A 6,334-nucleotide genomic window follows, 5' to 3' on the forward strand; every position below is an offset into this window, starting at 1 on the left:
ATGGGATGACGATCTCGGGTGCAACGACGTCGCCGTGACGGTGTGGTGATGTGGCGCCGTGCTGTTCGATCCGGGCCGGTACTGTTCGGCGAATGAGCTCGCTTAATCTCGACGACTTCACCGATCTGATCGAGCGTCCGGACGGCGGGGTCCGCCGTGACGCCGAGGCGCGCCGGGAGCGACAGATCGTGCCGCCCGGGTCGCTGGGCCGACTCGACGAACTGGGTGAGTGGCTGGCGGCGGCGCAGTCCGCCGTGCCGGTCCGGCCGGTCGAACGGCCGCGGGTGGTGCTCTTCGCCGGTGACCACGGCATCGCCGAGCTGGGCGTCTCGGCCCGTGCGGCGGGCAGCGCCGGGGAGTCGGTGCGCGAGGTGCTGGAGGGCGGGCGGCCCGTCTCGGTGCTGGCGCGGCGGCTGGGTGTGCCGGTGCGGATCGTCGACATGGCCCTGGACTGCGACCCCGACTCCTTGCCGGCCGACGTCGTGCGGCACCGGGTGCGGCGCGGCAGCGGGCGGATCGACATCGAGGACGCGCTGACCCCCGAGGAGGCCGAGGCGGCCTTCCTGGCCGGGGTCGCGGTGGCCGACGAGGAGGCCGACTCGGGCACGGACCTGGTGGTGCTCGGCGATGTGAGCGTCGGCGGGACCACGGTGGCGGGCGTGCTGGTCGCGGCGCTGTGCGGGGTCGACGCGTCGGTCGTGACCGGGCGCGGCGGGCAGGCGATCGACGACCTGGCGTGGATGCGCAAGTGCGCAGCGATCCGCGACGCGCTGCGCCGGGCACGTCCGGTGCTCGGGGACCAGTTGCAGCTGCTGGCGGCGGTCGGCGGGGCCGACATCGCCGCGATGACCGGCTTCCTGCTGCAGAGCGCCGTGCGCAAGATCCCGGTGGTGCTGGACGGGGTCGTGGCGGCCGCGTGCGCGCTGGTCGGGCAGCGGATCGCGTTCCGGGCGCCGGACTGGTGGCTGGCCGCGCACGACAGCGGCGAGCCCGGGCAGGCGAAGGCGCTGGACCGGATGGCGCTGGAGCCGCTGCTCACCCACGGCGTGACCGTCGGGGAGGGCGCGGGCGGCCTGCTGGCGCTGCCGCTCGTGCAGGCCGCTGCCGCGCTGGCGGCCGAGCTGCCGGAGAGGCCGAAGGAGTCCGAGGAACCGAAGGGCGCCGAGGAGCCCGAGGAGTCGGAGGAGCCGGGCGGCCCGGAGTCCTCCGAGGCGCCCGCCGAGCAGTAGCGGTCCCGAGATCCAGGTCACTCACGCCTGGCTCAACTTCGTTCCGTTCCGGTCGGTCGTGGAACGTGGTGCCGGTTTGACTGAGTCGCAGGCACCCTCGGACCACGCCCTGCACGGACGAGGACGACCGCCGGATGACCACGCTCGCCCGCCGGGCCTGCGCCGAATGGGGTGCGCTGTACGCCGCGGTGCGCGGGCCGCCGGCCGAGCGGCGGTGGCGGGCCGTGCCGATGGCGGTCGCGGCCGTGTGCCTCACGGCCGTGCTGCACGTCGTGCACCACCAGGCGCGGGGCCATCGGTTCGTGCGGAACGCCGGTGGCGTGCGGGCCGAGGACCCGTTGTGGCTCGCGCTGCTGCGTACGCCGCTGTGCTGTTCGTGCCCGCGCAGGATCTGCCGGTGTGGGTCGCGCTCGCGCCGATCCTGCTGGTGTTCGGCATCGCCGAGCTGTGCCCGGGCCGGTGGCGGACACCTGCCCTCGCCTACGTCGCGACGCTCGCGGGCACGCTGTCGCGCTGAACGAGAACCTCGCGGGCAAGGAGCACATCGCGGCGATCGCGGCGGCACTGGTGCTCTGCGCGGTCGGCGGGCTGCGTCAGCGGCGTTCGAGAGACCGGGCCGGTTCGGTGTCGGGGGCGCCGCCGATCCAGTCATGAAAGGCCCGCGAGGGGGCCACCCAGCGGCGGTCGTGGTGGTAGGAGCGCAGGGCGGATCTGGCCCGGGCGCGGGGCCGGTTGCGGTAGAAGCGTTTGGCCCACGGGGAGGTGGGCCGGGCCAGCCGTACGGCCGCGATGATGGCGATGAAGGGGATGATCAGGCCCAGGACCGCGAGGCGGACCTTGCCCTTGAACAGGGCGATGAGGGCGAACGCGAAGTTCACGAGGATGTTCACGAGGACGACGGCGCGGTTCTGCTGCTGGTCGTCGTTGAGGTCGTTGACGCCCAGCGGCGAGAAGCCGATCAGGAGGAGACCGACCAGGGAGGCGGTGAGGACGACCATCTCCACGCTCTTGCGGCCGTCGGGGGTCCAGTAGACGTCGGCGAGATGCAGGACCAGGGCGAACTCGTCGAGGACGAGGCCCGCGCCGATGCCGAAGAGCACCGCGGCCAGGCACGACCCGAAGCCGTGCTGGCCGCCCGCCACCGCGCCGAAGCCGCCGACGATCGTCAGGATGACCCCGGGGACCACGTGGTGGACGTGGACGCCGCCACTGCTGACGTTGCCGAAGGGGCCCTTGCCCGCCCGGATGAGGCGGGTGATGAGCCGGGTGATCAGGAAGGTGAGCACGAAGGCGACGAGAGCGAGAAGCAGCGGCAGCTTGCCGGGTTCGATGATGTTTCGCTCCAGCCATCCCATATGTGAACTTTATCCTCGGCTGCCGCTCCCGCTCTCCTGACCGGCCGGTAGCCTGCGCCGGTGCCCAGAACCTCGTCCCTCGACGGCCTCCGCTTCGCCTTCGGCACCCTCACGGTGATCCCCGTCCGGGTGACCCGGTGGGACCGGGAGGCCGCACGCGGCGGCATGCTGTGCGCTCCGCTGGCGGGCCTCGCGGTCGGTGCCGCCGCCGCCGGGCTCGGACTGGCGCTGCTGTTCCTCGGTGCGGGCGCCCCGCTCGCCGCCGTGGCGAGTGCCGCCGTGCCGGCCGCCCTCACCCGGGGGCTGCATCTCGACGGGCTCGCGGACACCGCCGACGGGCTGGGCAGCGGGAAGCCCGCCGAGGACGCGCTGCGGATCATGAAGCAGTCCGACATCGGGCCGTTCGGGGTCATCACCGTCGTCCTCGTCCTGCTCGCGCAGGTCGCCGCGCTCGCCCAGGCGTACGACGCCTCCTGGGCCCGGGGCGCGTGCGCCGCCGTCGTCTCGGCGGCCCTCGCCCGGCTGGCCCTGACCCTGGCGGCCCGGGCCGGGGTGCCGGCCGCCCGGCCGGAGGGGCTGGGCGCGGCGGTCGCGGGTGTGGTGCCGGTGCGGGGCCTGGTGATCGCCGCGGCGGCCGTCACAGTGGCCGCGGCGGCGACAGGTGCCCTCTTCGGGCCGTACGGCGTGATCCGTACGGTGCTCGCGGTCGTCCTGGCCCTGGCCGCCGCCGAGGCGCTGCTGCGTCACTGCACGCGCCGGTTCGGCGGGGTCACGGGGGACGTCTTCGGCGGTCTGGCGGAGACGGCGGCGACCACGGCGCTGGTCGTTCTGTCACTGGGCTGAAACGATCTCCTCGTCCCTCTCCTGGACGGGCCGCTCAGCCGCTAGCTTCCTGCCCCGACACACAAGTGATCGGGGGACGTTCATGCCGAAGCTGCGCCGCGCCCTGGCCTGGTTCGTCGATTTCGCGCTGGTGGCGGCGCTGGCCTCGGCGCTCGCCGTGCTCACCTTCCACCGGGTCTCCGCGCTCGTCACCGACGTGCCCGAGCTGGCCACCCGCGGCGGTTTCGACCTGCTGACCTCGCGCGGTGACGTGCTCGACGCCTCGCAGGACCTCGGCCTGTCGCTGTGGAACAAGTCGGTGCTGTACGTCGAGCAGGCCTTCGGGCTGCTGGTGCTGACGGTGTTCCTCTACCAGTGGGCGTGCCTGTCCCTGGCCGGACGCACGGTCGGCAAGGCCCTGGTGGGACTGAAGGTCACGACGGACTCCCCGCGCAGGGTCAGGGCGGCGCGCCGGGCCGCGGTCACCACCGCCGCGGACGTCGCCGTGTACGCCGTGGCCTGCGTGCTGCTGGTCGAGGGGCAGGTCGTGCTGTCGGTGCTGGTGTGGGCGGTCGCGGTGATGCTGTTCCTGCTGAACGCGCTGCCGGTCCTCTCCCCCGGCCGCCGCTCCCTCGCCGACCGGTGCGCGGGCACCTCCGTCGCCGGGATCGGGCTCAGCAGGCCCGTGGCCACGCCCCCGGTTCGTACGTCTCGAGCGGCGAACTGAGCTACAGGCGATGCCGGGGCGGTGCCGCCCGGTCACTGTGACCCAGTTCACCGGTGTGAGGGGTCAAGAAATGGCCACTACGCCACCGACAGGTGAACGCCCGTAGGAATGAGCGAACGAGGCCACGCGCGTAGTCTCGTCGTCGAGTGTTCGCCGCACCGGGGAAGGCCCCGTGAGACCCGCCCTAGAAGGTCGACATAGGGTCGGCTGTCGGGCCCGGTCGACCCACACCGTTCGACCTCAGCAACTTCACATCGGAAGCGAGATTCCACCACCGTGACTGCTCTCACTCTCAGCACCGCCGCGGCGTCCGGTCTGCGGGCCGACGCGATCGTGATCGGTGTCGCCAAGGGTGCCAAGGGGCCGGTCGTCGCACCGGGCGCCGAGGCCGTGGACAAGGCGTACGACGGCAGGCTCGCCGGCGTTCTGGAGACTCTCGGCGCCTCCGGCGGCGAGGGCGAGGTGACGAAGGTGCCGGCGCCGTCCGGCTTCAAGGCACCGCTCGTCCTGGCGGTCGGCCTGGGCGCGGTCCCCGAGAAGGACGCCGAGTACGGCACCGAGGCCCTGCGCAAGGCCGCCGGCGTCGCCGCCCGCGCCCTGGCCGGGTCGAAGAAGGCCGCCTTCGCGCTGCCGCTGGACGACGCCGCCGATGCCGGTGCGATCGGGGAGGGCGCGCTGCTCGGCGCGTACTCCTTCGACGCCTACAAGGACAACGGCAAGGACCCCAAGGCGAAGAACGGCAAGGCTCCCCTCGCCGAGATCGCCCTGCTCGGCGGCAAGCCCCGCGACAAGGCGTACAAGGCCGCGGTCGAGCGTGCCGTCGCCGTGTCCGAGGAGCTCAACCGCGCCCGCGACCTGGTCAACACCCCGCCGAACGACCTGAATCCGGAGTCGTTCGCCGCGGCCGCCCAGGCCGCGGCCAAGGAACACGGCATCAAGATCCAGGTGCTCGACGAGAAGGCCCTGACCAAGGGCGGCTACGGCGGCATCCTCGGCGTCGGCTCCGGCTCCGCGGCCACCCCGCGCCTGGTCAAGCTGTCGTACACGTCCTCCAAGGCGAAGAAGCACCTCGCCTTCGTCGGCAAGGGCATCACCTACGACTCGGGCGGCATCTCGCTGAAGCCGGCCGGTCACAACGAGACGATGAAGTGCGACATGGCCGGTGCGGCCTCGGTGTTCGCCGCGGTCGTCGCCGCCGCGCGCCTCGGCCTGGAGGTCAACGTCACCGGCTGGCTCGCCCTGGCCGAGAACATGCCCTCCGGCTCCGCGACCCGTCCGGGTGACGTGCTGCGGATGTACAGCGGCAAGACGGTGGAGGTCCTCAACACCGACGCCGAGGGCCGGCTGGTGCTCGCCGACGCGCTGTGGGCCGCCTCCCAGGAGAAGCCCGACGCGATCGTGGACGTGGCGACACTGACCGGGGCGATGGTGCTGGCGCTGGGCAACCGGACGTTCGGGATCATGGGCAACGACGACGCGTTCCGCGCGGCGCTGTGCGAGGCCGCCGAGGAGGTCGGGGAGCCGGCGTGGCCGATGCCGTTGCCGGAGCACCTGCGCAAGGGGATGGACTCGGCCACGGCCGACATCGCGAACATGGGTGAGCGGATGGGCGGCGGTCTGGTCGCCGGTCTGTTCCTGCGCGAGTTCGTGGGCGAGGGCATCACCTGGGCGCACCTGGACATCGCCGGGCCGGCCTTCAACGAGGGCGGGCCGTTCGGGTACACGCCGAAGGGCGGCACGGGGACGGCCGTACGGACGCTGGTGCGGCTGGCCGAGCTGACGGCTGCGGGCGACCTCGGCTGAGTTCGCCTCTCAGCCCGGTCTCGCCGGGCGTGTGGCGAGTGCGTGCATCGCCGGAGAGCTCGGTCTTGCCGGTCGTGTGGCGAGTGCGGGGGCGTGGGGGCTGTTCGCGCAGTTCCCCGCGCCCCTGCAGGGCGTGGTCCCACCCATTGGTCGACCGTAGGCGTAGGGCTGGCTGGTCGCGCCCGCGCGGCGGAGCCGCAGATCAGACACAGCCCCGCGCCCCTGCAGGGCATGGTCCCGCCCGTCGGTCGACCGTAGGCGTAGGGCTGGCTGGTCGCGCCCGCGCGGCGGAGCCGCAGATCGGACACAGCCCCGCGCCCCTGCAGGGCATGGTCCCGCCCGTCGGTCGACCCTAGGCGTAGGGCTGGCTGGTCGCGCCCGCGCGGCGGAGCCGCAGA

The 6,334-nt window shown here is 73.1% G+C and carries 5 protein-coding genes and 1 pseudogene; 5 read left to right on the plus strand and 1 reads right to left on the minus strand.

The window, feature by feature from the left end; genetic code table 11:
• Positions 1-92: 92 nt before the first annotated feature.
• Together cobT and ACZ7EG_RS00105 are read left to right on the plus strand one after the other, a co-directional pair.
• The gene (cobT, locus tag ACZ7EG_RS00100; RefSeq protein WP_471070062.1) at positions 93-1,229 is read left to right on the plus strand and encodes a nicotinate-nucleotide--dimethylbenzimidazole phosphoribosyltransferase; all 1,137 of its coding nucleotides are present in this window, start codon (positions 93-95) and stop codon (positions 1,227-1,229) included.
• Between the two features lie 134 nt (positions 1,230-1,363).
• A pseudogene (locus ACZ7EG_RS00105) lies at positions 1,364-1,883 on the plus strand (hypothetical protein).
• On the opposite strand, the gene ACZ7EG_RS00110 reads toward ACZ7EG_RS00105, so the two are convergent.
• Positions 1,823-2,584 carry a hypothetical protein gene (locus ACZ7EG_RS00110; protein ID WP_471070064.1) on the minus strand — a complete coding sequence of 254 codons (762 nt, stop codon included), beginning with the start codon at positions 2,582-2,584 and terminating at the stop codon, positions 1,823-1,825. The pseudogene ACZ7EG_RS00105 and the gene ACZ7EG_RS00110 overlap by 61 nt on opposite strands.
• A gap of 60 nt (positions 2,585-2,644) precedes the next feature.
• Here ACZ7EG_RS00110 and ACZ7EG_RS00115 point away from each other — a divergent pair, with 60 nt between their 5' ends.
• The 3 genes from ACZ7EG_RS00115 to ACZ7EG_RS00125 all read left to right on the plus strand — a co-directional run bounded on the left by ACZ7EG_RS00115 (position 2,645) and on the right by ACZ7EG_RS00125 (position 5,936).
• On the plus strand, positions 2,645-3,427 hold the full coding sequence (locus tag ACZ7EG_RS00115; protein ID WP_471070066.1) for an adenosylcobinamide-GDP ribazoletransferase: 783 nt from the start codon (positions 2,645-2,647) through the stop codon (positions 3,425-3,427).
• Positions 3,428-3,509: 82 nt separating this feature from the next.
• Entirely contained in the window at positions 3,510-4,133 is a 624-nt protein-coding gene (locus ACZ7EG_RS00120) for an RDD family protein (protein ID WP_471070068.1), read from the plus strand.
• Between the two features lie 276 nt (positions 4,134-4,409).
• The gene (locus ACZ7EG_RS00125) at positions 4,410-5,936 is read left to right on the plus strand and encodes a leucyl aminopeptidase (protein ID WP_471070070.1); all 1,527 of its coding nucleotides are present in this window, start codon (positions 4,410-4,412) and stop codon (positions 5,934-5,936) included.
• Positions 5,937-6,334: the final 398 nt, after the last annotated feature.

Source organism: Streptomyces sp. NPDC037100 (genome assembly GCF_055606225.1).

Excerpts from the sequence above, each read along its gene's own strand:
- cobT (WP_471070062.1), top strand. The coding sequence starts at position 93 with ATGAGCTCGCTTAATCTCGACGACTTCACCGATCTGATCGAGCGTCCG.
- ACZ7EG_RS00120 (WP_471070068.1), top strand. The coding sequence starts at position 3,510 with ATGCCGAAGCTGCGCCGCGCCCTGGCCTGGTTCGTCGATTTCGCGCTG.
- ACZ7EG_RS00110 (WP_471070064.1), bottom strand. The coding sequence starts at position 2,584 with ATGGGATGGCTGGAGCGAAACATCATCGAACCCGGCAAGCTGCCGCTG.